A 24367-nucleotide genomic window follows, 5' to 3' on the forward strand; every position below is an offset into this window, starting at 1 on the left:
CGCTCGGCACCGCGCGTCGTCGGCGGCTCTCCGCGCCTCACTTCTCCGGGTCGGGATGCTCCGCGAGGAACGCGTACCGGCTGAGGATGAGCGGCCAGTCCGTGAACCGCGCACGGACGCCCTCGGTCCCCTGCGCCCACCCGCCGTGCTCCACTCGCACGGCAGTGCCGTGCCGCGTCGCGTGCACGTCCACCCGCACGAGCGACTCCTGGCCCGACGGCTGGGCGAGCGTGAAGGTGTGGGCGAGGTGCGCCGTCGGCTCCCAGAGCGTGACGCGCCCCCACTCGTGCTCGACCGCCCCGTACGACGCGACGAGCCGACCGCCGACGGACGGCTCCACGGCCAGTCCCGAGAAGGTCGCGGCGTGCGCCGTGTACTGCGGCGGCCACCACTCGCCCATGCGCCGCGCGTACGTGTCGAACGCGGTGTCGACGGCGCACGCGAGGCGCAGCTCGTGGACGATCGGAGCGAGACTCATCGGACCCTCCGGGATCCCGGACGCGGGGACGGCCCTATCGAACCGCGGGGCGGCACGATGCGCCACCGGACGACGGCGCACCCGGACCGCCTGCGCACGACGTCGTCACCGACACGTCACCGCTTCCGGTCGCGGTCTTCACGCGCTTCGCCGAGAGTTGTCGGGTGCGCAGGACCGACACCAGAACCACTGACAGCGAGACCCCGATCTTCGACGCCCTCGTCGTCGAGCACGAGAACCAGCTCCCGCTCCTCCACCTGGGCAGGGCGCTGAGCGGCGAGATGGTGACGGTGGCGCGTCCGGTCGGCCTCGAGCCCCGGATCGTCCCGTCGCAGGACGTCCCCGTCCTCCCGCGCCGTCGCGCCTCCTGACGCGAGATCGACCCGAGCGGCGCGGCGTCGACCCTCTGAGGGTCGATCTCGGCGCGCTCGGGTCGATCTCGGCGTCAACGCTCACAGCACGTGCGCGAGGAACCCCTTCGTGCGCTCGTGCTGCGGGTCGCCCAGGACCTGGTCGGGCGTGCCCTGCTCGACGATGGCGCCCTCGTCCATGAAGACGACCGTGTCGGCCACCTCGCGCGCGAACCCGATCTCGTGCGTGACGACCATCATCGTCATGCCGGAGCGCGCGAGGTCGCGCATGACGGCGAGCACCTCGCCGACGAGCTCGGGGTCGAGCGCGGACGTCGGCTCGTCGAACAGCATGAGGTCGGGGTCCATCGCGAGGGCCCGCGCGATGGCGACGCGCTGCTGCTGGCCGCCGGAGAGCTGTGCCGGGTAGTGGTCGGCGCGGTCCGCGAGACCGACGCGGTCCAAGAGCTCGTTCGCGCGGGTCCGCGCCTCCGCCCTGCTGAGCCCACGCACCTGGACGGGCGCCTCCATGACGTTCTCGAGCGCCGTCATGTGCGGGAACAGGTTGAAGCGCTGGAACACCATGCCGATGCGCGCGCGCTGTCGCGCGACCACCCGCGGGTGCAGGCGGTGCAGGACCGTCCGCCCGTTCTTGGTCACCTCGCGGTAGCCCATGAGCTCGCCCGCGACCCGGATGCGCCCGCCTGTGATCTCCTCGAGCTCGTTGACGCACCGCAGGAGCGTGGACTTGCCGGAGCCCGAGGGCCCGAGCACGACGCACACCGACCCGCGCGGCACCTCGAGGTCCACGCCGCGCAGGACGTGCAGGTCGCCGAACATCTTGTGCAGGCCCTCGACCTGCACCATGGGCGCGTCGGCCCCGTCGGTCGGCCCCGCAGCCGAGGCTGCCGTGCCCGACGCCGTTCCGTCCGTCCCGCTCACGGGGTCACCTCCAGGAAGGGGTCGTCCTTGGTCGTGCGGGAGGCCGCGATGAGCTCCTGCTTGCTGGGCTTCCCGCGACGACGCCCTCCGCCCGGGCCGCCACCGCGTCGTCGGGCGCCGGTCTGGTCGCCGAACCCGCGGCCGTAGTACCGCTCGATGTAGTACTGGCCCACCATGAGGATGCTCGTGATGAGCAGGTACCAGAACGCCGCGACCATGAGCAGCGGGATGGGCAGGAACGTGCGGTTGCCGATCGCGTTCGTCGCGTACGTGAGGTCGAGCGTGAACGGCACGGCGAGCACGAGGGACGTCGTCTTCAGCATGGAGATCGTCTCGTTGCCCGTCGGCGGCACGATGACGCGCATCGCCTGCGGCAGCACGACGCGCGTGAGGATCTTGCGGTCCTTCATGCCGAGCGCCCGCGCCGCCTCGCTCTGCCCGGGATCGACCGACCCGAGGCCCGCGCGCACGATCTCCGCGAGGTACGCGGCCTCGTTGAGCGCGAGGCCGAGCATCGCGGCCCAGAACGCCGTGATGACGTCCTGGGTGCGGAACTCGAAGAACTCGGGCCCGAACGGGATGCCGAGGCTCAGCCGCGGGTAGAGCACCGCGAGCAGGCCCCAGAACACGAGCTGCGTGTAGATCGGCGTCCCGCGGAAGAACCAGATGTACGCCCAGCTCACGGACCGCATGACCGGGTTGTCGGAGCGCCGCATGACCGCCAGGCCCACGGCGAGCACGATGGCGATCACCATCGAGCCGAACGTCAGGACGAGCGTCCACCCGACGCCGCGGATGACGTTGACGTCGCGCAGGTACAGCCACACGACGTCCCAGCGGAACTTCTCGTTGGTCACCAGTCCGTGCACCGCCATCGCGGCGAGCACGAGCAGCACGACGGCGGAGATCCAGCGGCCGGGGCGCGGCACCGGTCGGGCGTGGATCCGGTCGGGCACCGGGTCGGTCGACGTGTCGTCGCCGCGGTGCAGGGTGTTCGGTCCGGGCAGGGCCATGGGTCCACCTCGGGGTTCGGGCTCGGGTCACCGAGCGACCGCGGCGGGTGCGTCCTCGCGCCCGCCGACGACCAGTGTGCCGGTCGCGGGCCCGATGCGTCGTCGGGCGCCGCGACCGGCGGGTCAGGGCTGATTCACGTGCTGGTTCGGAGCCGGCTCGGAACCGGTTGCGAGCCGGCCCGCGCGGGTCAGCCGACCGACGGGTTGATCTCGGCGGTCTCGAGCGCGGCGTCGCCGGAGCCCCAGCCGTCGAGGACCTCGACGAGGGTCCCGTCGTCCATGAGCGTCTGGAGCGCGGCCTGGATCGCCGCGGCGAGGTCGGTCGCGTCCTTGGCGACCACGATGCCCTGCGGCGCGGCGTCGAACACGTCGCCGAGCTGCTCGATCTGGCCGCCGGTCTGCTCGACGGCGTAGCCGATGACCGGGGAGTCGGCGTACATGACCTGCGCCTTGCCGCCCACGAGGTTCGTCGTCGCGTCGGCCTGGGACTCGTACTGGAGGATGTCGACCGCCTCCTCGCCGGCGGCCTCGCACTCCTCGCTCTGCACGGCGATGTCCTCGTCCTGGATCGTGCCCGTCTGGACCGCGACCGTGACGCCGCACAGGCTCTCCGGGTCGATGTCGTCCGGGTTGCCCGAGGCCACCGCGTACGCCGAGCCGGCGTTGAGGAACGAGATCATGTTCGCCTCCTGCATGCGCTCCTCCGTGATCGTGAAGGAGGAGATGCCGGCGTCGTACTTGGTCCCGAGCGCGGGGATGATCGCAGGGAAGTCGGCCGACTGGATCTCGACCTCGAGGCCGAGCGTCGCGCCGACGGCCTTGATCGTGTCGATGTCGAAGCCGACGGGCGTCTGCCCGTCCTCGCCGATGAACTCGGCCGGCGCGTACTCGGTGTTGGAGCCGACGGTGAGCACGCCAGCGGACGCGATGTCCTCGGGGAGCAGCGCGGCCGCCGCCTCGTCGACCTCGATGGTCGACGGGTCGAACGACGGTGCGGCGCTGGACTCGCCGTCCGTGCTGGCGGTGCTGCCGTCGGTCCCGGACTGGGACGCGTCGGTGCACGCGGTGAGGAGGAGGGCGCTCGTCGCGGTCAGCGCGACGAGACCGGTGAGGGACAGCTTGCGCGGGGTCGAACGCATGAGGGTCTCCGATCGGGGGTGGGCCGGGCAGGGGCAGCGTATGCACCGATCGTCTCCGTCGTGTTACGTCAGCACCCGGGGGCGGGGGACGTACGGGGAACAGAGGACCCGGCGGTGCGCAGCACCAGGGGACGAGTGTGCGGGAGACGGGCCCCGCACGCCAAACCGGGAGGCACGGCGCCGCGACGCACCGACCCGTCGTGGCCTACGTGTCGCGCTCGAGGGGCGCCGCGTCCTCACGCCGGTCGTCCTCCCCGCCCGGCGGGAAGTCGGTCCGCTCGGGCCGGGCCCGCAGGGCGAGCGCGCTCGCCACGAGCCCGCCCCACACGACGACGATGGCGAGCACCAGCACGACGACGGCGTCCGGGCTCATCGGGTCACCTCCGGCTCGGTGCGGCGGGTCGACGTCGCCCGGTCGGGCGGGAAGGGCGGCCAGGCCGCGAAGTCGTCGGGGCTGCGGCGCCAGCGCATGGCGGTGAGCACCGCGGCGCCCACCACGATGAGCAGCACGGCGCCCCAGCCGAAGACGGCCAGGTACCACGCCGGGTAGCCCTCGTAGCCGTCGGTGAGGAGCGTGACGATGCGGGACACGAGCATGTAGCCGAGGACCACGGGCGCCAGGAGGCCGACGAGCCACACCCACCAGCGCCCGACCTGGAACGTCGACACCGCGTTGAGGTGGTACCGCATCTCCTCGCCCCGACGCTGGACCCACACGACGAGGATCGTCGTGAGGACGGCCGACGCGACGATCCCGATGTTGTTGGCCCACTGGTCCGCGGTGTCGAGAGCGATGAGGCCGGTGGTCGTGGAGAACAGCAGGACGGACACGACGGCGCTCACGACGCCGACGCGCAGCGCCGCCCCGCGGGGTGTCCAGCCGAACTTCTCCTGGAACGCCGCGGAGACCACCTGGAGGATCGACAGCAGCGACGTGAACCCGGCCATGGCGAGCGACCCGAAGAACAGGGCCCCGAAGATGGGGCCGCCGGGCATCTCGGACACGATCGCCGGGAAGGTGACGAACGACAGGATCGGCCCGCTGATGCCCTCCAGCTCGCCGACCCCGATGCCCTGCTCGTGCGCGAGGAACCCGAGCGTGGCGAACACGCCGATGCCCGCGAGGATCTCGAACGACGAGTTGGAGAACGCGACGACGAGGCCCGGCGAGGTGAGGTTCGCCCGGCGCTTGCGGTACGACGCGTAGGTGATCATGATCCCGAACGCGACGGACAGCGAGAAGAAGATCTGGCTGTACGCCGCGATCCACACGTTGGCGTCGCCGAGCGCGGACCAGTTGGGCGTGAACAGCGCGTCGAGGCCGTCGGTCGCGCCCTCGAGGAAGAGCGAGCGCACGACGAGCACGAGGAACGCCACGACGAGCAGCGGCAGGAAGACCATGTTGGCCCGCTGCACGCCCTTGGCGACGCCGGCCGCGAGGACCACGATCGTCACGATCCACACGAGCACGAGCGGGATCAGCACGGCCGGCACGAAGTCGAAGGAGATCCCGGGGTCCGCGAGCCGGAGGTACTCGCCGGTGAAGAACGCGGCCGGGTCGTCGCCCCAGCGCAGGTCGAACGAGAAGACGAAGAAGCTCACGGCCCACGCGATGACCGCGGTGTAGTAGATCGCGATGACGAAGCAGATCATCACCTGGAACCAGCCCAGGCCCTCGAGCCAGCGTGCGACGCGACGGAACGCGGTGGGCGCGGAACCGCGGAAGCGGTGCCCGAGCGCGTAGTCGAGGAACAGGATGGGGATCCCGGCCGTCAGCAGGGCGACGAGGTACGGCACGAGGAACGCGCCGCCACCGTTCTCGTACGCCACGCCCGGGAAGCGCCAGATGTTGCCCAGCCCGACGGCCGAGCCGATCGCCGCGATGATGAAGCCGACCTGCCCGGTCCACTCCTCGCGCGGGGCGTCCTGGGCGGCTGCCCCGCCCGCTGTGCTCGGTGTCGTCGTCACAGGTCTCCTCGGTGCCGTGCGGTGGCTCGCGCGTCGGCACGGAGGCACGACGGCGGGCCGGATCGTCCGCATCGACCGTACCGAGGGCCCTGGCCGCGCGCGAACGGGGACGGCGCACGCACCCGTGCGTCGGCCTCGCGAGGAGAGTCCCGGGGCCTTCCGCGCCGCGGGACCGTCAGAGCGCGAGCAGGCGCTCCACGAAACCGCCGCGGAAGCGGCCCGAGGGGTCGTAGCGCTCCGCGAGGGACCGGAAGTCGGCGAGGTGCGGGTACGCGTCCGCGAGGCGCGCGAGCGCGTCCGGGTCGACCCCGGCGGCGACCGCGTGCGACAGCTTGCCCCAGTGCGGGCGCGCGCCGAGGGGCGCGAGCGCGGCCTCGACGTCGGGCAGGAGGCGTGCGACGTCGTCGGGCAGGTGCTTCCACGTGAAGTGGAAGCCGACCGTGGGGCCGTGGAAGGGGCTGAGCCACAGCGGCTCGCGGTCCGCCGCGACCGTGCGGATCTCGGAGACCTGGAGCAGGGGCGCGACCCGGGGGCCGAGCGCGCGCAACGCCTCCACCCCCGCGAGCGCGTGCTCGCGCGGCACGAGGTACTCCGACTGCAGCTCCTCGCCGTTGCTCGGCGTGAAGTCGAGCCGGAAGTGCGGCAGGCGCTCGTTCCACGGGCCCGCCTCGCCGAGCTGGGGCGTGCAGTGCACGGGGTCGATGCCGTCGAGCATGTGGACGGGCGTCGCCGCGAGCCGCGTCCCGAAGAAGTCCTCGATCGCCGCCCCCTCGTCCCCGGGCACGAGGCGCGTCTTGCGCCAGACCTGCTGCGCGCCGTCGGGCCCCCAGTCCGTGAAGAGGCTCACCGAGTAGGCGGAGCCGGTGATCTCGTCGAGATGGGACGTGATCGCGTCCCACGACAGCCCGAGGTGCACGTCCTGGCGGACGTCGAACGTCGGCTCGGTCTCGAGCTCGAGCCGCGTGACGACCCCCAGCGCGCCCAGCGCCACGACGACCCCCGAGAAGTCGGGGTCGCGGCGCCGCACCGTGCGCACGTCGCCCTCGCCCGTGACGAGCTCGACCCCGACGACGGCGCTCGCGAGCGACCCGACGCCGTCACCCGAGCCGTGGGTCGCGGTGGCGACGGAGCCGGCGACGGAGATGTGCGGGAGCGACGCGAGGTTCGCGAGCGCGCGCCCGGCGCCCTGGACGTGGCGCGTCACGTCGCCGTAGCGCAGCCCCGCGGCGACCGACGCGACCCCGGTCTGCGGGTCGACCACGACGGGCGGGCGGCCGTCGTCGAACGCGTCGAGGACGACGTGCGTCCCGGTCGTGTCGGCGACGTCGTCGAACGAGTGGCGCGAGCCGAGTGCCTTGACGCGCGGTGAGGTCCGGACGACGTCGGCGAGCTCGTCGGGCGTCGTCGGGCGCACCACGCGCGCCGCGGAGTACGTGAGGTTGCCCGCCCAGTTCGTGGCGTGGCTCGTGCGGGTCGTCGGCGTCGTCACGGGCCCACCCTGCCATGCGCCGGCACGCCGGGGGTTGTCCCCACCCGAGAGCGGGTGCGTGCCGGGGTCCGGTGCGCCGTGCCGCTCGGTTGGATCGGAGCATGACGACGACGACATCGACCCGACCCGCCGCTGCGGTCTCCCCCGTGCGCGGCGGGCTGCCCGCGTTCTGGCTCCTCGCGTTCGGGCTGAGCTGGGGGCCGTGGGCCGCCGCGCTGGCGACGGGCGGCGACATCGACGACCCGCTGACGTTCGCGCTCTACGCGCTCGGCGGCTGCGGACCGAGCCTCGCCGCCCTGCTCCTCGCCGCCACCGGGCGACGCAGCCCGCGCGCGCTGCGGTGGGGCGCCGCCGGACGATGTCTCCCCGCCGCCGTCGGGCTCGGCATCGCGCCCGCGGTCGTGACCGCGGCCGTCACCCCGCTGCTCGGCGGGCCGTCCGTCGACCTGTCCGACGCCGCCCGCGTCGTCGCCGAGTCCGGCGGGCTGCTCGCGTTCGCGGCGGTCTCTCTGCTCGCCGGGCCGCTGTCCGAGGAGCTCGGGTGGCGCGGGTACGCCCAGCCGCGGCTGCGGCGTCACCTCTCGCCGCTCGGGGCGTCGGCCCTGCTGGGAGCGGTGTGGTCCGTGTGGCACCTGCCGCTGTTCCTGCTCGACGGGACCTGGCAGTCCACGCTCGGGCCGGTCGAGACGGTGCTGTTCCTCGTCGCGATGGTCCCGATGTCGTCGGCCTACTGGTTCGTCTCCGAGCGGCTGCACGGCGGCGTCCCCGCCGCGGTCCTCCTGCACCTCGCGGGCAACACCGCCCTGGGGCTGCTCGCGATCACCGCGCCGGTCGGCATGGCGGTGTACGTCGGCGTCGTCCTGCTCACGGCCGTGCTCGTCCACCTCGTGACGCGGCCGGCGGTCACGGCGTCGACCCTGCCCCGACGAGCCTGACCGGCTCCTGGGCGACAACCTCGCCGGTCTCGACGTCGAGCACCACGACGGTCGAGGGCGGCAGGTGGTCGAGCGCGGGCGCGACGTAGTCGGGGACCGGTGCGCACGTCCGCCGGTCGAAGGTCATGAGGACCGTGCGGGTGGTCGTCTCGACCTGGGCGATCACCGCGTGCTCCAGGTCCGACAGCGGCCACTGCTCGACCGGGAGGACGTTCCCCTCCTCGTCCGCCGCGAAGCGGCTCCACGGCCCCTCCATGCCGCTGTGCTCGTACTCCACGCCGTCCTCCCCGAGGACGGTCACGGAGCCCTGCGACGGCTGGTCGGCCGACGAGCAGTCGCGGATGCCGTTCGTCGGGAGCACCGGGCGCGCCTGCTCGGCGGGCTGCGGTTCGAGGGACTCGCGGCCGGTCCTCGGCTCGACCGGCGGGTCGGGGACGTGCGCTGCTACGCGGTGCTCGACGGTCGCTCCCCCAGGGACCGGCGCCAGCGCCGGACCGATCGCGAGCCCGACGCCCGCGAGCAGCACGACGACCCCGCCGGCAAGGACGAGCACGGCTCGCGACGGGACCCGGGCGGTCCTGGTCGGCCGCGTTCCCGGTCGCTCCCACGTCATCGGGTCCCCCTGACCTCGGCCGGTGTCCCGACCGCTCGACGGAACCCTACGACGTGACGTCGCGCAGCGGGAGACCCCAGTGCGTCGTGACCTCCCGGGCCTGCGCGGCGAACGCCGCACGCTCCGCCGCGGACGGGTCGCGGCGCCACTGGGTCTCGACCGCGACGTCGCGCGACCCGACGACCCACCGCCAGCGCCCGACGACCACGCCGTCGACCGCGATCCCGTGGATGAACGACCCGAGCCGGTCGCCCAGGTCGACGCCGGGCGCGACGACGACGCCGCGGCTCTCGCCGTAGGACATGAACAGCTCGTCGTAGCTCTGCAGGAGGTCGACGACGGGGCCGCTCGCCCGGTGGCCGTCGGGGTCCGTGACGACGAGGTGGCGCTCGGGGTCGAGCACGCGCTCCCCCGCGGCGTCGTCGGCGAGCCGCCACAGCACGAGCCCGTCGAGCGTCCCGGCGCCCGGCACGGCGACGACGCCCTCGCCGAGCAGGTCGAGCGCGCGGCGCACGTCCGTGAGCGTGAGGCCCGACCACTGCGCGACGTCCGTGACCGTCGCGTACGCCCTGCCTGCGAGGTACCGGCGCGCGAGCTCGACGAGCGCCGCGTCGCGGTCGAACGTCGAGCCCAGCGGCCCGTACCCGGCGGGGACGCGGTCGTCGAACGCTGCGTAGGTCTGCTGCTTGCCCCGCACCGGGCCGCTGATCACCTGGCGGTCGAGCTCCGCCGCCATGAGGACGTACCCGAGGGCCATGCCGTCGAGCGCCAGGTCGTGCTCGGCGAGGAGGGCGGCGAGCTCGCGACGGGTGCGCGGGCTGTCGTGGACCGCCTCGACGACGAGGTCGCGCTGACGCGCGTGGTCCGCCGTGCCGACCTGCCGGTACATCGTCCCGTTGGTGCCGTGCACGCGCGGCGCGCTGAGCTCGAGCAGCCAGCGCGCGTCGTCGGGCCCCACGAGGTGCCACGTGGGACGCAGGACGTGCGTGCGCAGGACCTCGCCCCGGTCGCACGCCGCGACGGCACCCCCGGCGCCCGGCCGCGCCGCCGGGTCGAGCCGGCGCGCGAGCCCCCACAGCGCGGGGTGGAACTCCTGGCCCTGCACGGCCACGAGGTGCCCGACGGCGCCCGCGACGTCCGGCAGGTCGGGTGACCGCAGGTGGTGCGCGGCGAGGCGCGCGGCGCGCACCCGGTCGCCGTCGACCGGGGGTGTGCCCGGCGCTGGTGGGCGCTCGCGGACAGGGCTCATGACGCGCTCATGACGCGACGAGGTCCGTGGCGACGACGTCGGTCCCCGTGACCGTGACCCGGACACCGCCCTCCGCGACGGCGACGGCGTCGAGCGCGACGCCGTGGGGCAGGTCGAGGGCGATCTGCAGGTCGGTGAGCGCGTCGGAGACCCCTGCCGGGAGGTCCTCGACCGAGACCACGCCGAGGCCTGTCCGGACCGCCTCGACGTCGACGGCGAGCGTCTCGGGACCGGAGACGCGCGGCGTGACGTCGACCGTGACGGGCAGGCCCAGCACCTCGACCCCGAGGGCGAGCACGTCGCCGGCGGAGGTGACCGTGACGTCGAGGCCGGACTGCTCCTGGACCGCCTCCTGGAGCGACGACTCCGCGAGCACGCCCGACGCGGTCCCCGACGCGACCGTGAACGGCTCCGACGTGCCGACGCCGCGCGCGTCGACCCGGAGGTCCGAGACGGCATAACCGGCGAAGGTCGCCGAGTCGGCCGAACCGGTCACGTGGTCGAGCTCGCCGCGCACGACCTGGGTGAGGAACGGGAAGCCCGTGATGTCGATCTGCGCGCCCGTGACGTCGTCCGCCTCCTGCTCGAACGCGGTGACGGCCCCCCGCTCGGCCGACCGCACGGCGAGCCGGTCCGCGACCACGGCGACTCCCCCGAGCACGACGAGCACGACGACGACCCAACCCACGAGGCGTTTCATGCGCCCACCCTAGGTCGGCGAGCACGACATGACGGTCGTTCTGAGCCGCTTCGCGTCCTTGAGGTCGTGCTCGACCGCGCGCGACGTCGTGCTCGACGGGGACGTACATTGCCGCCATGACCTCTTCGCAGCACCCCTTCCGCATCGGCGTCCAGATCCAGCCGCAGCACGCCGACTACGCCCAGATCCGCGACGCCGTGCTGCGCGCGGAGGACCTCGGCGTGGACGTGATCTTCAACTGGGACCACTTCTTCCCGCTCAGCGGCGACCCGGACGGCAAGCACTTCGAGTGCTGGACGATGCTCGCGGCGTGGGCCGAGCAGACCGAGCGTGTCGAGATCGGCGCGCTCGTGACGTGCAACAGCTACCGCAACCCGGACCTGCTCGCCGACATGGCGCACACCGTCGACCACATCTCGGGGGGCCGGCTGCTCCTGGGGATCGGCGCGGGCTGGTTCGAGCGCGACTACACCGAGTACGGCTACGAGTTCGGGACCGCCGGGTCGCGCATCGCCGACCTGGCCGACGCCCTCCCCCGCATCCGCGCCCGCTGGGCCGCGAAGAACCCCGCGCCGACCCGCGACATCCCGGTGCTGATCGGCGCGAGCGGTGAGAAGAAGATGCTCCGCCTCGTCGCCGAGCACGCCGACGTGTGGCACTCGTTCGGCGACGCGACGTCCCTCGCGCGCAAGAGCGCGATCCTCGACGAGCACGGCGTGGCGGTCGGGCGCGACACCGGGGCGCTCGTCGAGCGGTCGATCGGCGTCTCCCGGCCCCCGAGCGAGGTCGCGGACGAGCTCGTCGCCGCCGGTGCGACGCTCTTCACGACGGACACCGACGGCCCCGACTACGACCTCTCGCTCACCAAGGAGTGGGTGAACTGGCGCGACGCGCAGGGCTGACGGGACCGCGCGGCCGTCTCAGCAGGTGATCGCGTACGGCGTGCGGGAACACGCCGTACGCGATCACGGTTGCCGCTCACATGTCCTCCGAACCCCCCGCGTCGACCACCCACGACGCAGCCGCCGCGACGGCACCCGCTCGCCGCACCCGGCTCCCCCGCGACCAGCGGATCCCCGCGGGCCTCGTGATCCTCCTGTCCGCGCTGACCGCGGTCGGCCCGCTGACGATCGACCTCTACCTCGCCGCGTTCCCCGAGATCGTCGACGAGCTCGGCACCACCGCGTCGCGCGTCCAGCTCACGCTCACCGCGACGCTCGCCGGCCTCGCCCTCGGGCAGCTGCTCATCGGGTCGATGTCGGACGCGCTCGGACGACGACGCCCCCTGCTCGTGTCGCTCGCGGTGTACGTCGCCGCGTCGGCCGGGATCGTGTTCGCCGGGTCGGTCGAGGCACTGACAGTCCTGCGGTTCGTCCAGGGCCTGTCGGCCGCGGCGGGGATGGTCCTGTCGATGGCGATCGTGCGCGACCTGTTCGACGGCTACCGCATCGGCAAGGTCATCGCGCGTCTCATGCTCGTGGTCGGCGTCGCGCCGATCCTCGCGCCGACCATCGGCGCGCAGTTCCTCCACCTGTGGACGTGGCGGTCGATGTTCGTCGCGCTCGCCGTCGTCGGGGTCGTGCTGTTCGTCGTCGTGCTGCTGCGCCTGCGCGAGTCGCTGCCCGTCGAGCGCCGCCGCACCGGGGGCACGTCCGCGGCGCTGCGCTCGTACGGGTCGCTGCTCACCGACTGGTCCTTCGTCGGGCTGGCCCTCATCGCCGGCTTCTACATGGCGGCCATGTTCACCTACATCTCCGCGTCGACGTTCGTCTTCCAGGAGACGTTCGGGATGTCCGCGCAGCAGTACGCGATCGTGTTCGGCGCCGGTGCCGTCTCCGTGACCGCCGGGTCGCAGATCAACGGCGCGCTCGTGGGGCGGGTCCGGCCCGAACGGATCCTCCAGGCGGCGATCGCCGCGGGCTTCGTGCTGTCGGGCGCGCTCCTGGTCGCGGCGCTCGCGGGCGGCGGGCTCGGCGTGCTGGTCCCGCTCATCGTGCTCACGCTCGGCACGGCGGGGTTCGTCATGCCGTCCGTGCCGGCGATCGCGCTGGAGCGCAACGCGCACCAGGCGGGCAGCGCCGCGGCGCTCATCGGTGCGGCGCAGTTCGGCGTCGGGGCGGTCGTCGCGCCGGTCACCGGCCTGCTCGGCGGGTCGCCCGCCGTGACCATGGCGGCCGTGATGTTCGGCGTCGTCACCGTCGCCGGGGTGGTGCTCCTCGCCGTGCGGCGGACGTTCGCCGCCGCTCCGCCCGACACCACGGAGGACACCGCGGAGGCGCTCCCCGCGGCCCTGGCACCCGCGGTCGCACGGGTCGACGCCTGACGCCCGACCGGTCGGCCGCCGAACACGGGGTTGCCCACCACCTTCGGGAGATTTCGGTGGGCAACCCCGTGTTCGGCCGTGGATGGTCCCGTGCTCGGCGGAGGATGGGACGGTGACGCCCGACGACGACGCCTACCCTCGCGCGGTGCGCGACGCACCGTCGCTCGACGTGCTCGACGCCCACCTCGTGGAGTGCCGCGCGTGCCCGCGGCTCGTGGCGTGGCGCGAGCACGTCGCGGACGTCCGGCGCGCGGCGTTCCGCGACGAGGAGTACTGGGCGCGGCCGGTCCCGAGCTTCGGCGACGACAGCCCGGGGATCCTCGTCGTCGGGCTCGCGCCCGCCGCGCACGGGGCGAACCGCACGGGGCGCATGTTCACGGGCGACCGCAGCGGCGACTTCCTCTTCGCGGCGATGCACCGCACCGGCCTCGCGAACCAGCCCACGTCCGTGCGCGCCGACGACGGCCTGCGGCTCACCGGCATCCGCGTCACCGCGCCCGTCCGGTGCGCGCCGCCCGACAACAAGCCTCTGCCCGCCGAGCGGCAGCGGTGCGGCCCCTACCTCGCGCGCGAGGTCGAGCTCCTGAGCGCGACGGTCCGGGTCGCCGTCGTGCTCGGCGGGTTCGGCTGGCAGGCGCTGCTCGCGACGCTCGCCGAGCAGGGGTGGGGCGTGCCCCGCCCGCGCCCCCGGTTCGCGCACGGCGCGGAGGTGACGCTGCGGCGTCGTGCACCGGTGCCCGACGGCGCGGGCGCGACCGAGGAGCAGACCCTCACCCTCCTGGGGTGCTTCCACGTGAGCCAGCAGAACACCTTCACGGGACGGCTCACGCCCGGGATGCTCGACGGCGTCCTGGTGCGGGCGCGCGAGCTCGCCGGACTGCCGTCGCCCGACGTCCCGGTCGAGTGACGCAGCCCTCGGTGCCGGGTCAGCGGGCGGCGGTCGCCGGGGACTGGCGCCGGGGGGCGTCGGCCCACCGACGGCGCTCGGCGACGCGCGGCGCGACCCGGCCGACGAGCCGGAGCTGTTCGCGACGCTCGATGACCTCCATGCGCCGCAGCTCACGCTCGAGCGGGGACGATGCTGCTGCCATGCTGCTCTCCTTCGACCGGACCGTCGTGTCGCTTGTGCGCCCCTTGGGGAGGGACGGTCGCGGCGCCGGTTCGTGACATCGAGAGCGTCACGTCGTGGGCAGCGCCGAGGCGTCGTACTGGTCGACGAACTCGCCCGTCGGCGGGATCGGCGTGATGACGTCGATCAGCACGCCGTTCGGGTCGGCGGTGATGAAGTGCCGCTGACCGAACGCCTCGTCGCGCAGCGACCTCAGGACGGGGAGGCCCGCGTCGACGGCGCGCTCGTGGACCGTGTCGACGTCCTCGACCTCGAGGTTGAGCAGCAGACCGCCCGCACGGCCCCGCCCGCTCTCCGGGATCGTCTCGTGGTCGCCGTCGAGCACGGCGAGGTTCACGGACGGGTCGTGCACCGACTGCAGGTGCACGTACCAGTCGCTCGTGAAGAGCGGCCGGAAGTCCAGGTGGTCGACGTAGAACGCGGCGGTGCTCGCCACGTCGCCGGTCATGATCACCGGGTACCAGCTCGTGATGCGCACGATGGGTCTCCTCGCGTCGTGCCCTGGGCCTCGCCGGCGCCGGGGCGTGTACATACAGGCTGTTTGTTTCTTCATCGTGACGTACAGTCTGTCGGTATGCAAGAAGGAACCGTCGGTCGGCCCGTGCGCCGCAGCAACGAGGAGCGGACGCGCACCACGCGCGCGGCGCTCGTCGCGGCCGCTCGGGCTCTGTTCGTCGAGAAGGGGTACGCCGCGACGTCGACGCCCCAGATCGCCACCGCGGCGCACGTCACGCGCGGCGCGCTCTACCACCACTTCGCCGACAAGCAAGCCCTGTTCCGCGCCGTCGTCGAGGCCGAGGCGGAGGCCGTCGCGACGGAGATCGAGACCGCGGCGACCGAGGCGCCGGGGGCCGAGATCACGGCGACCGAGGCGTCGGGCGTCCAGGCCGCAGAGGCCCGACGGCAGCTCGCGGCGGGTGCCACGGCCTACCTCGACGCGATGGCCGTCCCGGGCCGCACGCGGCTCCTGCTGGTCGACGCCCCTGCCGTCCTCGGCGCCGCAGAGGCCGACGACCTCGATGCCCGGCATGCGCGCCGCACCCTGCGCGAGGGTCTGGAGGCGGCGTTGCGAGCGGACGGGCCTGACCCCGTCGACCTCGACGCCCTGGCGCTCCTGCTCTCGGCCGCGTTCGACCGTGCCGCGCTCGCGTCGGACGACGGCGACGGAGCGGGTCGCGACGCGGTGCGCCGCGCGGTGACGGAGCTGGTCGAGCGGGTGTGCGCACCGCGACCCGCTCGATGACGCCGAGGGGTGCCGCACCGCGACCGCTCGACGACGCTCCCTCGCGTCACGCTCGGACGGTCAGCGTGCTCCCGCCTCCGGGCGTGCGGCGGACCTCGACGCGCTCCGCGACGGCCTGCTTGAGCGCCTCGACGTGCGACACCACGCCGACCACCCGACCGCCCGCGCGCAGCCGCCCGAGCGCCCCGAGCACCACGTCGAGCGTCTCCGCGTCGAGGCTGCCGAAGCCCTCGTCGACGAACAGCGTCCCGAGCTCGACGCCCCCCGCCTCCGCGGTCACGACGTCGGCGAGGCCGAGGGCGAGGCACAAGGACACGTAGAACGTCTCTCCCCCCGAGAGGGTCCGCGGGTCGCGCGAGCGCTCCGTGACGTGGTCGAGGACCTTCATCGCGAGACCCGTCCGGTGCGACCGCACGTCCTCGCGGGTGGCGCTGCGGACGAGCTCGTACCGTCCGGAGGACATCTCGGTGAGGCGGTCGTTCGCGGCCGCGACGACGTCCTCGAACCGCTGGACCAGGACGAACGTCGCGAGGGACAGGGCGTGGACGTTGTCGCTGCTGGTCCCGGAGGCCAGCGCGGCCATCCGGGTCACGGGCGCGGCCTCGCCCCGGGCCGCGTGCCAGGCGTCGACGGCAGAGCCGATCGCGTCCGCGCCGTCGGCCGCGGCCGCCGCCTGGCGCGCGGCGAACTCGTGGCGTCGTGTCGCGGTGCGTGCTGCGTCCTCGGCCGCCACGACCGCCGCACGCGCCGCGTCGACGTCCGCCGTCGCGTCCTCGGCGAGCGCCACGACGGACGGCTCGGCGAGCCCGGCGCGGAGCATCGCGAGCGTCGAGGTGTGCCGGGACACCTCGTCCTCGAGCCGCGCACGCTCTGCGTCGTCGAGGACCGCGGCGAGCGCGTCCGCCGGATCGGAGAAGCCGCCGTCGGCCACGAGCGTCGCGACCTCCGCGTCCCGTCGCTCGACGTCGCGCCGCGCGACGGCGACCGCGGCGTGCGCCTCGGCGAGAGCGGCGACGGACCGGACGCGCTCGGCCAGCCGCGTGGAGAGCACCGCGACGGGGTTGCGCGCCCCGCCCTGAGGTGCGCCGGCGCGTTCAGCGTCGGCGTCCGGGGCACCGGTGAGGGCAGCGCCGTCCGGGCCGTCGACGAGCGTCAGCGCGGCAGCGGTCTCGCGCGCGATCTCTTCCCGGTCGGCGTCGACCGCCGCGGCGAGCTCGTCGAGCCGGGACGTGCCCGCCGCGACGCTCTCGGCCAGCGCTGCCGCCTGCTCCTGGAGCGCGGCCGTGTCCGCGTCGTGCTCGTCGAGCGCGCGCTCCGCGGTCGTGCGCGCGACCGCGGCGTCCTGCGCGACCCGGACCTCGGCCTCGACGGCAGCCACCCGCTTGCGCGCCGCGCGGGCGTCGAGACCTTCCGCCGCGTGCCGCAGCGCGTCGCGCCGTTCGGTGAGCGCGACGACGCGGCCGGACACGTCGGAGAGCGTGGCCTCGGCCGCGGCGCGCGCCGCCTCGGCTGCCTCGACGTCGGCCGGCGTCGCGTGGTCGTCGGTCCGCGTGGCGGGACGGGGGTGCTCGGGCGAGCCGCACACCGGGCACGGCTCCGCCGCGGCGAGGCCGGAGGCGAGCTCTCCCGCGATCCCGGCGATCCGTGCCGTGCGCACGCGCCGTTCGACCTCCACGGCACCGCGAGCGTGCTCGGCGGCGTCTGCCCGGTCGGCGACGGCGCGGGCCAGCTCGACCTCCAGCGCCTCGGCCTCGCTCGCGGCGGTCGAGACCGCGCGCGCCCGCAGCGCGCGCTCCTGGAGCTCGCCCAGCCGCCCCGCGGTGTCGGCGAGCACGACGACGCGCTGCCGGAGCGCGTCGCGCGCCGCCGGACGGCGCGCGAGCTCGGCCAGCACGCGGTGCCGCTCCTCGGCGGCGCGCTCCACGTCCTTGCGCCCGTCGGCGAGCTCTCGCTCGCGCACCGGCAGCGCGGCACCCACGGGCAGGAGCCGCTCGATCCGCACGGACGCCGTGAGCAGGTCGGAGCGCACGGCCTCGAGCGTCGTCTCGTCCGCGCCCGCGAGCTCCGCGGGGACACCGGCGCGCGCGAGCTCCTCGCGCTCGAGCGCGGCCGCGAGCGCACGGGCGGCCGCGACCGCGCCCCGCGCCGCCGGCGCGACGACCGCCGCGCGTGCGGCCGCATCGAGGCGGCGGCGGTGCTCCGCGACCCGCGGCTCGGCCTCCGCCAGACGCGCGCGCTCGGCGCGCAGCGCGGCACGGCGGTCGAGCGCCGCGGCCGTCGACCGCTCCGCCTCCAGCCGGTCCCGTGCGACGACGAGCGCCTCGTTCGTGCCGAGCTCGGCGGCCAGGAGCTCGTCCGTCTCCGTCGCGCGACGCCGGGCGTGCGCCAGCGCGAGCGCGTGCACCCCGGGGCTCGTGCCACTCCGCCCCCGGTCGTCCGTCGACCCCGGACCGTCGCCCAGGCTCACGGCGTCGTCGGCGTCGGCGTCGGCGTCGGCGTCGGCGTCGGCGGAGTGGGCGACGGTGACGGTGTCCGTCACGTCGGCGTCGAGCAGAGCGTCGACCTCGTCCGTGGTGGCGCGGCGCAGGCACGCGTCGTCGCGGGCAGCCTCCCGCAGCCCGTGCGCGGCGTCGGCGGCGAGGCCCGCCGCCCCCGCGAAGTGCTCGACGGCGCCCGTGACACCCTGCCGCGCGACCTCCGTCCGCGCACGGGCGGCCCGCGCGAGCTCACCGAGCCGTGCGGCGGCGCGCTCGTAGACCTCGGTGCCGAAGACCTTCTGCAGCAGGTCGCGGCGCTTCTCGGGCTCGGCGCGCAGGAAGCTCGCGAACTCGCCCTGCGGCAGCACGACGGTCTGCACGAGCTGGCGCCGGTCCAGACCGACCAGACGCTGGATCTCCGCCCCCGCCTCGTCGAGCCGCGCGGACAGGAGCTCGCCCTGCGGGTCCTCGTCCGTGAAGGACGGAGCCCCCGGGAGCCGCCACAGACGCACCGACGCCTGCTGCGTCGTCATGCCCTCGCCGCGCTTCTTGGGCCGGCGGTACTCGGGGGTCCGGCGCACGCGGAACACGCCGGCCGGGACCTCGAGCACGAGGTCGACGTACGACTCGACGTCGCCCGCCGCGAACGCCGAGCGCAGCCGGTCGTCGCTCGTCGCCTCCGACGCGACCTTGCCGTACAGGGCGAACACGATCGTGTCGATGATCGTCGACTTGCCCGCACCCGTCGGCCCGTCGAGCAGGAAGATCCCCGACGCGCCGAGCGTCGCGAGGTCGATCCGGTGCCGCCCGGGGAACGGGCCGACGGCCTGGAAGGTCAACGAGTGCAGGTGCATCAGGCGCTCCGGTCCGCGGCGAGCGCGCCCTCGAGAGCGCCCCGGAGCACGACGACCTCGGCGTCCGACGGCGCACGCCCCGAGACGTGCTCGACGAAGTCGCGCGCGACGTCGAGCGGGTCGTGCCCCGCCCCGACGGCCGTGACGGTCTCGCGCTCCGCCGGGCGCGGCGGACGGTGCGTCACCTGGAGCGCGTGCGGGAACCGCCCCCGGACGCGCGCGTAGAGCTCGGCGGGGCGCACCGCGTCCGTGACGACGACGCGCAGCCAGTCCTCGACGTGCTCCTCCCCCGCGGCACCGAGCAGGTCGTCGAGCGTCCCGGTGAGGTCGGCGAGCCGGCGAGGGACGGGCGCGGGCACGAGCTCCACCGCGTCGTCGGCCCCCGCCCGCAGCCGTGCCAGGTCGACGAGCGCGGTCGACTTGTGCTGGCGCGCCTCCGAGAACGAGAACGCGAGCGGCGATCCGGAGTACCGCGCGACGGGCGCCGCGACCCGCGGCCCGACCGCACCCTCCACGGTGCCCACGGCGTCCGCCCCGGCACGGACGTCGCACGCGACCTCGGGCACGACGACGCGCTGCGGCCCGTGCAGGTGCCCGAGCGCCACGTAGTCGAGGCCCCACCCGCCGAACGTCCCCGCGGGCACCGCGTCGACACCGCCGACGCGGATGTCGCGCTCGGACTCGGACGCCAGCCCGCCCACGACGAACGCGTGCCCCATGACGACCGCCGGGCCCGCGAGACCGCTCGCGCGGCGGCGGGCGAGGTCCGCGCCCACGCGGCGCATCGCCGCCCCCATGACCGCCTCGTGCGACCGCGCGAGCGGGTTCGACGGGTCGTCCGCGAGGGCGGACCGCGCGGCGTCGGGGTCGAGGTAGGGCAGCGCGTACACGAGCACCGCCTCGTCGTCCTCCCCCGCCCCGGTCCGCGGGCGAGGCGTCAGGACCACCGGGGCGCCGACGTCGGGCACGCGCGTGCGCAGGTGCACGCCCGGCCGCAGGAGCTGCTCGGCGAAGCCGAGACGGATCGCGGAGTCGTGGTTGCCGGGCGTGAGGACGACGTGCGCGTGCTCGGCGAGGCGGGACACGGCGTCGGACAGGAGCGAGACCGCCTCGACGGGTGGGATGGCCCGGTCGTACACGTCGCCCGCGACGAGCACCGCGTCGACGCGCTCCGCGCGGACGAGCTCCACCAGGTGGTCGACGAAAGCGGCCTGGTGCTCCAGGAGGTCGACCCCGTGGAGCGTGCGCCCGAGGTGCCAGTCGGACGTGTGCAGGAACCGCATGCCATGAAACGTAGCCGCCCTCGCCCACACGGACCGCTAGGCTCCACGGGACCAGCCACCCCCAGGACGGAGCCTCCCGTGGACCAGCGCACCCTCGACGTCGCAGTACCCGTCATCTACGGAGCGCTCGTGGGGGCGTCGGCGATGTGGTTCTCGTCGGCCCTCGTGCCGATCGCGGCGGGCGGCGGCGTGCTCGTCAGTCTCTACTGGGCGGCGTTCCGGCAGAAGCTCGCGCCGCAGAACCCCCCGCGGCCTGCGCCGGGCACGACCGAGCCCCAGGACCGGCCGGTGCCGCGCGCCGACGACCCGCCCTACGGGTCGGCCTGACGCACGAGGCAGGGGCGCCCGACGTCTCAGCCGACGCGGACGACCTCGATCGGTCCGGTCGGCGCGCCGCTGCGGACCACGGGGATGCGCCCGCCCATGCCGATCATCTCGAGCAGCTCGACCATGCTCTCCGACGGGTCGCGCAGCGTGACGGGGCGCCCGTCCTCCTCGCCCAGCATGTAGAGCTGGATGATGAACGCGATGCCCGAGGAGTCGATGAACGACACGTCGGCGACGTCGACCGTCACCGGCCCGCGCGTGTCCAGGACGTAGGACATCGCCTCGCTCGCCCGGTCACGGAGCGCGGCGTCCACCTCGCCCCACATCGTCACGACGACGCCGTCCTCGTGCGGCGCGTACGTGATCCCGTTCGCGCGGTCGATCGCACTGACTGTCTCCATGCGTTCCAGCTCCACCGTCTCTCGAACCGACTGCTGTCGCGCCCCTGTCCCGACCTCGTACAACGCCCGGAGAACGACCCCTGTTCCCCGGAGGGAGCACCTGGGACGACGTTCCGTACGGACGATCGCGGCCGGAGCACCCCGAGTCTGCACCCGCCGCGCCGAGCGCACCACCCCGTGCGGGGCCCTCGGGACGATCTGCGCGAGACGTCCACAGCCGCCGGAGCGACGACGGCCGGGACGCTCACCGGTGGTCCCGGCGGCACACCGCCGGCCACAGCCCCGGAAGGCTACGCGGGGTCGGTGACGTCGGCGACCTGCGCGCCGAGGGCCCGGACGAGCGCCGCGCCGTCGACGGTGGCCGCGACACCGTGGGCACCGGCACCGATCGACACCTTGCCCGCGCTGTCCCCGGCACCGGCATCGGCGGAGTCCCCGGACACGTCCATCTCGTCACCTCGCCCGCGCGCGACGACGCGCAGGTCCGCGACGACCGGCCACGCGTGCGTCGCGCCGAAGGGCGTGATCGTGCCGCGCTCGTAGCCGGTGACGTCGCGCGCGACCTCCTTGTCGGGCATCGAGAGCCGCGAGACCCCGAGCAGCGCGCGCAGCTTCGGCCACGAGATCTGGCGGTCGCCGGGTACGAGGACGAAGAGGTAGTCGTCCTCCGCGCGACGCACGACGATCGTCTTGAGGACCTGGGACGGGTCGACGCCCCGCGCCGCGGCGGCCTCCTCCAAGGAGGAGACCGCCCCGTGCCGCGTGATCGTGAAGTCGATGCCGGACGCCTCCAGCGCCGCCTCGGCGCGCTCGCTGCTCATGGCACCCGACCCTACGCGCCGGGCGGCTCAGAGCCCGTCGAAGAACCGCACGACGTCGCCCGCCGTCTGCTCCGGCTCGAGGTGGGCCGCGAAGTGACCGCCCCGCTCGTACGTGGTCCACTGCCGGATGTCCGCGTGGTCCCGCTCCGCGAAGCGGCGGATCGACGCGAAGTCGCCCGTGGCCTGGGCGAGCGCGGTCGGTGCGGTCGTCGGGCCCGACGCGCCCGCCCCCTCACCCGCTGCCGCCCGCTGCTCGGCGAGCGCGTTCTCGCGGTACATCCGCAGCGCGGACCCCTGCGTCCCGGTGAACCAGTACACCGCGGCGTTCGCGACGACGAACTCGGTGCCGACGTCGCCCATGAGCTGGGAGTTCCAGCCGAGCAGCCCGGCCGGGGAGTCGGCGAGAGCGTGCGCGAGGGTCTGCGGCTGCTGCGACTGCAGCACGTTGAACCCGCCCATGTTCTCCCAGAACCAGCCGAGGTGGGCGAGCGCCGCCTGCTCCTCGTCGCTCAGGTCGGCCATCTCGGCCGGGTCCCCCGACGGGAACGAGTAGAGCTGCGTGACGTGCACGCCGACGACGTGCTCCGGGTCCAGCCGCCCGACCTCCGGCGAGATCATCGACCCGGCGTCGTTCCCGACCGCCCCGTACCGCTCGTACCCGAGCCGGCGCATGAGCTCGACCCAGGCGCGCGCGACGCGCCGGTTGTCCCAGCCTCGCTCCGTCGTGGGGCCGGAGAAGCCGAAGCCGGGGATCGAGGGGAGGACGACGTCGTACCCCGCCGCCGTGAGCGGCTCGATCACGTCGAGGTACTCCACGACCGACCCCGGCCAGCCGTGCGTGAGGATCAGCCCGACGGCGTCCGGCCGGCCCGACAGCACGTGCAGCGCGTGCACGCGCTGGCCGTCGATCACGGTCTCGACCTGCGGGTACGCGTTGATCCGCACCTCGAGCGCGCGCCAGTCGAAGTCCTCGAGCCAGTACCGGACCAGCTCCCGGACCGACGCGACGGTGGTGCCGTAGCCCTCGTCGGGGTCGAGCGCGTCGGCGAAGCGCGTGCGCGCGAGGCGCTCGCGGACGTCGTCGAGGTCGGCCTGGGGGATCTCGATCCGGGTCGGGATGACCTGCGTGTCCATGGTTCGTCTCCTCGGTCGGTGCTGCGTGATGCGGGTGCTGGGGCGAGTGCTGCGGTGCGGGGCCGTCGGGACGTCCGGGCCGGTTGTCGGAGTCAGGAGGCCGCGGTCCAGCGCGGGTCGCGGCCGAGGTAGCGCAGGAGCGCGTCGGCGGGGCGCGGGTCCGCGCCGTCGGGGGCGTCCAGAGCCGCGGCGTAGACGCCGTAGGGGCGGACCGGTTCGACGAGCCCCGGCGCGACGGTGAGAAGGAACGCCGCGAGGTCGTCGTCGAGCGGGGAGTCCTGCCCGGTGGCCACGGCGACGTCCCACGCGTGGACTGCCGCGTCGATCGCCGCTGCGCCCGCCGCCGTCAGAGCGGGCACGGGGCCGATCGGCAGCGGGGTGGAGACCTCGCCGTCCGGGTCGACGAGCGCGAACGCCGCGGCGGACGCGGCGAGGGCGGCCTCGACGAGCCCGCTCGGGCTCTCGGCGAGCTCCCCCGAGGGGGTGAACGGGTCCTCCTCCGGCCCACCCCGCCCGGTGAGCGCGGCGACGTAGGCCCGCTGGTCCCCCGCGGCGTGCTGGAGGACCTGGGCGACCGTCCAGGCGTCGCACGGCGTCGGCAGCGTCAGGTCGGTGCCGGAGAGGCCGGCGACGACCTCGCGCAGCGCGGCGTGCGCGCGGTCGATCACTGCCGTCGGTTCCGTGTAGGTGGTCATGAGGTCCTCCGTGGTGGCGTCACCGCTGGCGGTCGAGAGAGATCGCCAGGAACGGAATGGATCGTTCCGTTCTCCCTCTACAGTAGCGGAATGTTCCGTTCCGTACAAGTGCTATCGTCGTCCTCATGACGACCGAGAGCAGCCCGCCGCTCAGCGGCCGCCGCGCGCAGGCGGCACGCAACGACACCGCGATCCTCACGGCCGCGCGCGACGTCTTCGTCGCCGAGCCGGACGCGCCGGTCGCCGCCGTCGCGCAGGCCGCGGGCGTCGGCATCAGCGCCCTGTACCGGCGCTACCCGAGCAAGGAGGCGCTGCTGGCGACGCTGTGCCTCGACGGCCTGCGCCGGTTCGTCGAGGTCGCGCGCGGCGCGCTCGATGTCGACGACCCGTGGAGGGCGTTCGAGACCTTCCTGCGCGGCATCGTCGACGCCGACGTGCACTCCCTGACGGTCCAGCTCGCGGGCCGGTTCACGCCGACGCCGCAGCACCGCGAGCTCGCCGTCGAGGCCGGCGCGCTCGCGGGCACGGTGCTCCGGCGCGCCCAGGAGGCGGGCGTCGTCCGTGCCGACGTCACCGACACCGACCTGCCGATGGTCTACGAGCAGCTCGCCGCGATCCGCCTGGGCGACCCCGACCGCGTCGCTGACCTGCGCCGTCGGTACCTCGAGCTGCACCTCGCCGGGCTGCGCGCGGCCTCCGCGGAGGGGCGCCCGCTCCCCGGGAGCGCTCCGACGCAGGACGAGCTCGGGGCGCGCTGGGTACCCCGCGGCTGACCGCACGCCTGCCGGTCCACGACCGGCGAGG

At 74.5% G+C, this 24367-nt stretch carries 26 protein-coding genes; 8 read left to right on the top strand and 18 right to left on the bottom strand.

Going from position 1 to position 24367, the window contains the following annotated elements:
- Positions 1-37: 37 nt before the first annotated feature.
- Positions 38-478, bottom strand: coding sequence for a hypothetical protein (locus V5D56_RS02310; RefSeq protein ID WP_435737452.1), 441 nt, complete (start codon positions 476-478; stop codon positions 38-40).
- Between the two features lie 164 nt (positions 479-642).
- Between V5D56_RS02310 and V5D56_RS02315 the strand changes: the two genes are divergently transcribed.
- Positions 643-849, top strand: coding sequence for a hypothetical protein (locus V5D56_RS02315; RefSeq protein ID WP_435737453.1), 207 nt, complete (start codon positions 643-645; stop codon positions 847-849).
- A gap of 81 nt (positions 850-930) precedes the next feature.
- Here V5D56_RS02315 and V5D56_RS02320 read toward each other — a convergent pair whose 3' ends face one another.
- The 6 genes from V5D56_RS02320 to V5D56_RS02345 form a co-directional block, all read right to left on the bottom strand.
- Complete coding sequence (locus V5D56_RS02320) at positions 931-1695, bottom strand: amino acid ABC transporter ATP-binding protein (RefSeq protein WP_435738938.1); 765 nt, start codon at positions 1693-1695, stop codon at positions 931-933.
- 71 nt (positions 1696-1766) lie between these two features.
- Entirely contained in the window at positions 1767-2783 is a 1017-nt protein-coding gene (locus tag V5D56_RS02325; protein ID WP_435737454.1) for an amino acid ABC transporter permease, read from the bottom strand.
- Between the two features lie 188 nt (positions 2784-2971).
- Positions 2972-3922 (bottom strand): ABC transporter substrate-binding protein, encoded by a 951-nt coding sequence (locus V5D56_RS02330; protein ID WP_435737455.1) that lies wholly within the window; start codon positions 3920-3922, stop codon positions 2972-2974.
- A gap of 205 nt (positions 3923-4127) precedes the next feature.
- A complete protein-coding gene (locus V5D56_RS02335; protein ID WP_435737456.1) occupies positions 4128-4295 on the bottom strand; it encodes a methionine/alanine import family NSS transporter small subunit in 168 nt (55 codons plus the stop codon).
- Positions 4292-5890, bottom strand: coding sequence for a sodium-dependent transporter (locus V5D56_RS02340; RefSeq protein ID WP_435737457.1), 1599 nt, complete (start codon positions 5888-5890; stop codon positions 4292-4294). The genes V5D56_RS02335 and V5D56_RS02340 overlap by 4 nt, the downstream gene beginning before the upstream one ends.
- Before the next feature lie 175 nt (positions 5891-6065).
- Positions 6066-7379 (bottom strand): FAD-binding protein, encoded by a 1314-nt coding sequence (locus tag V5D56_RS02345; protein WP_435737458.1) that lies wholly within the window; start codon positions 7377-7379, stop codon positions 6066-6068.
- Positions 7380-7480: 101 nt separating this feature from the next.
- Between V5D56_RS02345 and V5D56_RS02350 the strand changes: the two genes are divergently transcribed.
- Positions 7481-8314, top strand: a complete 834-nt coding sequence (locus tag V5D56_RS02350; protein ID WP_435737459.1) for a CPBP family glutamic-type intramembrane protease — start codon at positions 7481-7483, stop codon at positions 8312-8314.
- Here the strand turns inward: V5D56_RS02350 and V5D56_RS02355 are convergent.
- From V5D56_RS02355 to V5D56_RS02365, 3 genes are all read right to left on the bottom strand, one after another.
- Positions 8283-8867 (bottom strand): hypothetical protein, encoded by a 585-nt coding sequence (locus V5D56_RS02355; RefSeq protein WP_435737460.1) that lies wholly within the window; start codon positions 8865-8867, stop codon positions 8283-8285. The two genes, V5D56_RS02350 and V5D56_RS02355, sit on opposite strands and share 32 nt — an antisense overlap.
- A 106-nt stretch (positions 8868-8973) precedes the next feature.
- A complete protein-coding gene (locus V5D56_RS02360) occupies positions 8974-10176 on the bottom strand; it encodes a DNA glycosylase AlkZ-like family protein (protein WP_435737461.1) in 1203 nt (400 codons plus the stop codon).
- 7 nt (positions 10177-10183) lie between these two features.
- On the bottom strand, positions 10184-10876 hold the full coding sequence (locus V5D56_RS02365) for an LmeA family phospholipid-binding protein (protein WP_435737462.1): 693 nt from the start codon (positions 10874-10876) through the stop codon (positions 10184-10186).
- 116 nt (positions 10877-10992) lie between these two features.
- Between V5D56_RS02365 and V5D56_RS02370 the strand changes: the two genes are divergently transcribed.
- The 3 genes from V5D56_RS02370 to V5D56_RS02380 all read left to right on the top strand — a co-directional run bounded on the left by V5D56_RS02370 (position 10993) and on the right by V5D56_RS02380 (position 14106).
- Positions 10993-11778: an LLM class F420-dependent oxidoreductase gene (locus V5D56_RS02370; protein ID WP_435737463.1), complete on the top strand. Its 786-nt coding sequence runs from the start codon at positions 10993-10995 to the stop codon at positions 11776-11778.
- Positions 11779-11858: 80 nt separating this feature from the next.
- Positions 11859-13199: a multidrug effflux MFS transporter gene (locus tag V5D56_RS02375; RefSeq protein WP_435737464.1), complete on the top strand. Its 1341-nt coding sequence runs from the start codon at positions 11859-11861 to the stop codon at positions 13197-13199.
- Positions 13200-13281: 82 nt separating this feature from the next.
- Positions 13282-14106 (top strand): uracil-DNA glycosylase, encoded by an 825-nt coding sequence (locus V5D56_RS02380; RefSeq protein WP_435737465.1) that lies wholly within the window; start codon positions 13282-13284, stop codon positions 14104-14106.
- Between the two features lie 19 nt (positions 14107-14125).
- Here V5D56_RS02380 and V5D56_RS02385 read toward each other — a convergent pair whose 3' ends face one another.
- Together V5D56_RS02385 and V5D56_RS02390 are read right to left on the bottom strand one after the other, a co-directional pair.
- Positions 14126-14290 (bottom strand): hypothetical protein, encoded by a 165-nt coding sequence (locus V5D56_RS02385; protein ID WP_435737466.1) that lies wholly within the window; start codon positions 14288-14290, stop codon positions 14126-14128.
- Positions 14291-14377: 87 nt separating this feature from the next.
- Positions 14378-14806: a VOC family protein gene (locus tag V5D56_RS02390; protein WP_435737467.1), complete on the bottom strand. Its 429-nt coding sequence runs from the start codon at positions 14804-14806 to the stop codon at positions 14378-14380.
- A gap of 96 nt (positions 14807-14902) precedes the next feature.
- Between V5D56_RS02390 and V5D56_RS02395 the strand changes: the two genes are divergently transcribed.
- Positions 14903-15571, top strand: a complete 669-nt coding sequence (locus tag V5D56_RS02395; protein WP_435737468.1) for a helix-turn-helix domain-containing protein — start codon at positions 14903-14905, stop codon at positions 15569-15571.
- A 46-nt stretch (positions 15572-15617) separates the two neighbouring features.
- Here the strand turns inward: V5D56_RS02395 and V5D56_RS02400 are convergent, their stop codons facing one another.
- Positions 15618-18902: an AAA family ATPase gene (locus tag V5D56_RS02400; RefSeq protein ID WP_435737469.1), complete on the bottom strand. Its 3285-nt coding sequence runs from the start codon at positions 18900-18902 to the stop codon at positions 15618-15620.
- Positions 18902-20185, bottom strand: coding sequence for an exonuclease SbcCD subunit D (locus V5D56_RS02405; RefSeq protein WP_435737470.1), 1284 nt, complete (start codon positions 20183-20185; stop codon positions 18902-18904). Before V5D56_RS02405 ends, V5D56_RS02400 begins: the two co-directional genes overlap by 1 nt.
- 78 nt (positions 20186-20263) lie before the next feature.
- Between V5D56_RS02405 and V5D56_RS02410 the strand changes: the two genes are divergently transcribed.
- Positions 20264-20512 (top strand): hypothetical protein, encoded by a 249-nt coding sequence (locus V5D56_RS02410; RefSeq protein WP_435737471.1) that lies wholly within the window; start codon positions 20264-20266, stop codon positions 20510-20512.
- Positions 20513-20538: 26 nt separating this feature from the next.
- On the opposite strand, the gene V5D56_RS02415 is transcribed toward V5D56_RS02410, so the two are convergent.
- The 4 genes from V5D56_RS02415 to V5D56_RS02430 form a co-directional block, all read right to left on the bottom strand.
- Positions 20539-20913 (bottom strand): STAS domain-containing protein, encoded by a 375-nt coding sequence (locus V5D56_RS02415; RefSeq protein ID WP_435737472.1) that lies wholly within the window; start codon positions 20911-20913, stop codon positions 20539-20541.
- A 290-nt stretch (positions 20914-21203) separates the two neighbouring features.
- Entirely contained in the window at positions 21204-21734 is a 531-nt protein-coding gene (locus V5D56_RS02420) for an aminoacyl-tRNA deacylase (RefSeq protein ID WP_435737473.1), read from the bottom strand.
- Between the two features lie 27 nt (positions 21735-21761).
- Positions 21762-22868: an epoxide hydrolase family protein gene (locus V5D56_RS02425; protein WP_435737474.1), complete on the bottom strand. Its 1107-nt coding sequence runs from the start codon at positions 22866-22868 to the stop codon at positions 21762-21764.
- 92 nt (positions 22869-22960) lie between these two features.
- Positions 22961-23563: a TIGR03086 family metal-binding protein gene (locus V5D56_RS02430; RefSeq protein WP_435737475.1), complete on the bottom strand. Its 603-nt coding sequence runs from the start codon at positions 23561-23563 to the stop codon at positions 22961-22963.
- Positions 23564-23688: 125 nt separating this feature from the next.
- Between V5D56_RS02430 and V5D56_RS02435 the strand changes: the two genes are divergently transcribed.
- Entirely contained in the window at positions 23689-24336 is a 648-nt protein-coding gene (locus V5D56_RS02435) for a TetR/AcrR family transcriptional regulator (protein ID WP_435737476.1), read from the top strand.
- Positions 24337-24367: the final 31 nt, after the last annotated feature.

This window comes from Cellulosimicrobium sp. PMB13 (genome assembly GCF_051294865.1).
In the GTDB taxonomy this organism is placed as follows: domain Bacteria; phylum Actinomycetota; class Actinomycetes; order Actinomycetales; family Cellulomonadaceae; genus Cellulosimicrobium.

What these genes read in the sequence shown, in the direction of transcription:
- V5D56_RS02310 (WP_435737452.1), bottom strand. Translation starts at nt 478, where the DNA reads ATGAGTCTCGCTCCGATCGTCCACGAGCTGCGCCTCGCGTGCGCCGTC.
- V5D56_RS02320 (WP_435738938.1), bottom strand. Translation starts at nt 1,695, where the DNA reads ATGGTGCAGGTCGAGGGCCTGCACAAGATGTTCGGCGACCTGCACGTC.
- V5D56_RS02325 (WP_435737454.1), bottom strand. Translation starts at nt 2,783, where the DNA reads ATGGCCCTGCCCGGACCGAACACCCTGCACCGCGGCGACGACACGTCG.
- V5D56_RS02330 (WP_435737455.1), bottom strand. Translation starts at nt 3,922, where the DNA reads ATGCGTTCGACCCCGCGCAAGCTGTCCCTCACCGGTCTCGTCGCGCTG.
- V5D56_RS02335 (WP_435737456.1), bottom strand. Translation starts at nt 4,295, where the DNA reads ATGAGCCCGGACGCCGTCGTCGTGCTGGTGCTCGCCATCGTCGTCGTG.
- V5D56_RS02350 (WP_435737459.1), top strand. Translation starts at nt 7,481, where the DNA reads ATGACGACGACGACATCGACCCGACCCGCCGCTGCGGTCTCCCCCGTG.
- V5D56_RS02360 (WP_435737461.1), bottom strand. Translation starts at nt 10,176, where the DNA reads ATGAGCCCTGTCCGCGAGCGCCCACCAGCGCCGGGCACACCCCCGGTC.
- V5D56_RS02365 (WP_435737462.1), bottom strand. Translation starts at nt 10,876, where the DNA reads ATGAAACGCCTCGTGGGTTGGGTCGTCGTCGTGCTCGTCGTGCTCGGG.
- V5D56_RS02370 (WP_435737463.1), top strand. Translation starts at nt 10,993, where the DNA reads ATGACCTCTTCGCAGCACCCCTTCCGCATCGGCGTCCAGATCCAGCCG.
- V5D56_RS02375 (WP_435737464.1), top strand. Translation starts at nt 11,859, where the DNA reads ATGTCCTCCGAACCCCCCGCGTCGACCACCCACGACGCAGCCGCCGCG.
- V5D56_RS02380 (WP_435737465.1), top strand. Translation starts at nt 13,282, where the DNA reads ATGGTCCCGTGCTCGGCGGAGGATGGGACGGTGACGCCCGACGACGAC.
- V5D56_RS02385 (WP_435737466.1), bottom strand. Translation starts at nt 14,290, where the DNA reads ATGGCAGCAGCATCGTCCCCGCTCGAGCGTGAGCTGCGGCGCATGGAG.
- V5D56_RS02395 (WP_435737468.1), top strand. Translation starts at nt 14,903, where the DNA reads ATGCAAGAAGGAACCGTCGGTCGGCCCGTGCGCCGCAGCAACGAGGAG.
- V5D56_RS02400 (WP_435737469.1), bottom strand. Translation starts at nt 18,902, where the DNA reads ATGCACCTGCACTCGTTGACCTTCCAGGCCGTCGGCCCGTTCCCCGGG.
- V5D56_RS02405 (WP_435737470.1), bottom strand. Translation starts at nt 20,185, where the DNA reads ATGCGGTTCCTGCACACGTCCGACTGGCACCTCGGGCGCACGCTCCAC.
- V5D56_RS02415 (WP_435737472.1), bottom strand. Translation starts at nt 20,913, where the DNA reads ATGGAGACAGTCAGTGCGATCGACCGCGCGAACGGGATCACGTACGCG.
- V5D56_RS02420 (WP_435737473.1), bottom strand. Translation starts at nt 21,734, where the DNA reads ATGAGCAGCGAGCGCGCCGAGGCGGCGCTGGAGGCGTCCGGCATCGAC.
- V5D56_RS02425 (WP_435737474.1), bottom strand. Translation starts at nt 22,868, where the DNA reads ATGGACACGCAGGTCATCCCGACCCGGATCGAGATCCCCCAGGCCGAC.
- V5D56_RS02430 (WP_435737475.1), bottom strand. Translation starts at nt 23,563, where the DNA reads ATGACCACCTACACGGAACCGACGGCAGTGATCGACCGCGCGCACGCC.
- V5D56_RS02435 (WP_435737476.1), top strand. Translation starts at nt 23,689, where the DNA reads ATGACGACCGAGAGCAGCCCGCCGCTCAGCGGCCGCCGCGCGCAGGCG.